We start from the raw sequence: 2,237 nt of genomic DNA, 5'->3' as shown, positions 1-2,237 counted from the left end.
TCCCGGTCATCCGTGGTCGCCGGGTGCGAGGTGAGTTCGGCACGGTCAATGTCGACATCGAGGGCTATGTGGCCGTACCCGAATACACGGCGAACACAGTCTCGGTGCGAGTGGAAGCGAGCTCCTGAGCGAAGCAATCCCATGATCATCGAGGATGCGCGGGATGATCACCCACCAAATCCTCGATGATCATGGGATTGTTGCCTGCGACGATACTCGCCCGGCGTCTGTCTGTAGTGGTTCCGGAACGCCAGGTGAAAGCCGACACCGGATCGGTACCCGACGCGTCCGGCGATCCGATCGTGCGGCTGGTCTGTCTCGACGAGCAGGCGAGCCGCTTCCTGTAGCCGGCGTGCGGTCAGGTGCCCCATCGGCGCCTGGCCGACGAGGTCCCGGAAGGTAGCCGCGAACGCCGAACGGGACAGGCCCGCCTCCGCGGCCAGCGACTCCAACGTCCAGGGCTCGGAGAACCTCGTGTGGACGGCGAGCAGCGCCCTGCTGATCGAGGGGTGGTTGAGCGCACGCAGCACGGGCTGGTCGCCGTCGAGCGTGCTCAGCGCCGTCCGCAGGGCGAGCACGAAGGCCAGCTCGAAAGCCCGTAGTGCGACGAGCTGCGCGCCCGGCTGGTCGTTCACCCAGTCCTCAGCGAGCCGCGCCAGCGTGTCGCCGAGCAACGGCTGGCTGCGCAGGGCCGCCGAGTCGAGCACGAACACCGCAGGCAGCGCCCGGTACAGCGGCGCGGCGGCCGCGATGTCGTAGTGCAGGCCGCCGCAGAGCATCGTGGTGGCCGGGCCTGGCCCGCCGACCTCGACCGTGCGGGCGTCGCCGGGTGGACGGTCGGGAAGGAGGCTGGTCAGCGGCACCGTGCTGCGTCCGGGTCGATCACCGAGCCGGTGCGGGGTGCCGTGCGGGAAGACCGCGAGGTCTCCCGCCCCGAGCTCGACCGGTGCGGCGTCGTCGGGCATCTCGACGACGCATGTCCCTTCGTGGACGTAGTGGACGAGGGCGCAGTCCTCGCCCTCCCCGGCGATGCCCCATGGCGCACGCATCGACCAACGGCTGTGGAAGACGCCGTGCAGCCGCAGGGGCGCGAGCAGTTCGCTGAGAAGGTCATTGCTTCCAGGCGCCATAGGCCTCACCCATCGTGTCGGGGCTCATCCGGTCTGTCCCATAGAGCTCATCCGTCATGCCGGGCTCGCTAGCGACATTACGGACGATCCTTTAAAGATCGGAGACTCCACTTTATCGATAAGCATTCCGCTGATGGCCAGACTGGTGGCGATCCTGTAACCGACCAGCGAACGGAGCCGTCCGGATGCCGTCGATCGACCAGCACCGCCATCCCCATCAGCCCGATAACGGGCACAGTCTCCAGACCGGTGACGGCCCTCGTGCCGGTGACGGCTTCCAGACCGATGCCGACCTCCACAGCGACAATCGTCTGCATGCGGATGACGACCTCTACCTCGTTGTCGGCGCCACGGGTGCGCAGGGAGCTGCCGTGGCCCGCGGACTCGTCAGCGACGGACGCCGCGTGCGTGGCCTCACCCGTTCCCCGGCCGGATTCGGTCGCCTGCCCGATGGCGTGGAGCCGGCCGTTGCCGACCTTGCCGACCCGGCGCAGCTTGCGGGAGCGTTCGCGGACGTGACCCACGTGTCGCTGACGCTTCCCATGGTCTTCGAGCCGGCCCTCGTGGCGTCGTACGTCGACAACGTCGCCAAGTCGGCGGCCGCGGCGGGTGTGCGCCGGCTGGTGTTCAACTCCGGAACCGGCGTGCCCGACGCGATGACCGACGTGACGGCGTTCGAGACGCGTCGCGGTGCCGCGGCGACCCTGCTCTCCTCAGACGTGCCGACCGTCGTCCTTCATCCGCTCATCTACCTGGAGAATCTCTGTTCGCCATGGGTGGCCGGACCCGCAATGCACGAGGGCGTCGTGAGGTACCCGCTCCCTGCCGGCCTGCCGGTGGCCTGGCTCTGCCACGACGACTTGGGTGCGGCGACGGTAGCCGCTCTCACCCGCGACGGGCTGGCGGGGACGACGCTGCGCATCGGAGGCCCCGATGCGGTGACCGGTCCTGAACTCGCCGACGAGATCGGCGTCGCGCTGGGTCGGACCGTCGAGTACGCCGAGCAGGATGTCGACGAGTTCGAGCGCGGGCTCGTCTATGCCATCGGCGCCGACGCCGCGGCCGGGGTCGCGTCAACCTACCGTTGGCTCGCCACCGACGACGGCG

Annotated in this window: 2 protein-coding genes; one reads left to right on the top strand and one right to left on the bottom strand. The window is 68.9% G+C overall.

Annotation, left to right across the window (positions count from 1 at the left end; all coding sequences use genetic code 11):
* Positions 1-167 precede the first annotated feature (167 nt).
* The gene (locus tag ELR45_RS04040; protein ID WP_129663669.1) at positions 168-1,130 is read right to left on the bottom strand and encodes an AraC family transcriptional regulator; all 963 of its coding nucleotides are present in this window, start codon (positions 1,128-1,130) and stop codon (positions 168-170) included.
* Positions 1,131-1,315: 185 nt separating this feature from the next.
* On the opposite strand from ELR45_RS04040, the gene ELR45_RS04035 reads away from it, so the two are divergent.
* The coding region (locus tag ELR45_RS04035) for an SDR family oxidoreductase (protein WP_205855872.1) at positions 1,316-2,237 on the top strand (922 nt) is incomplete at its 3' end.

This window comes from Phytoactinopolyspora endophytica (assembly GCF_004138495.1).
Lineage (GTDB): Bacteria > Actinomycetota > Actinomycetes > Jiangellales > Jiangellaceae > Phytoactinopolyspora > Phytoactinopolyspora endophytica.
Note: the sequence above shows the minus strand (reverse complement) of the source record. Positions and strands in the feature narration are given on the sequence as shown.

What these genes read in the sequence shown, in the direction of transcription:
- ELR45_RS04040 (WP_129663669.1), bottom strand. Translation starts at nt 1,130, where the DNA reads ATGGCGCCTGGAAGCAATGACCTTCTCAGCGAACTGCTCGCGCCCCTG.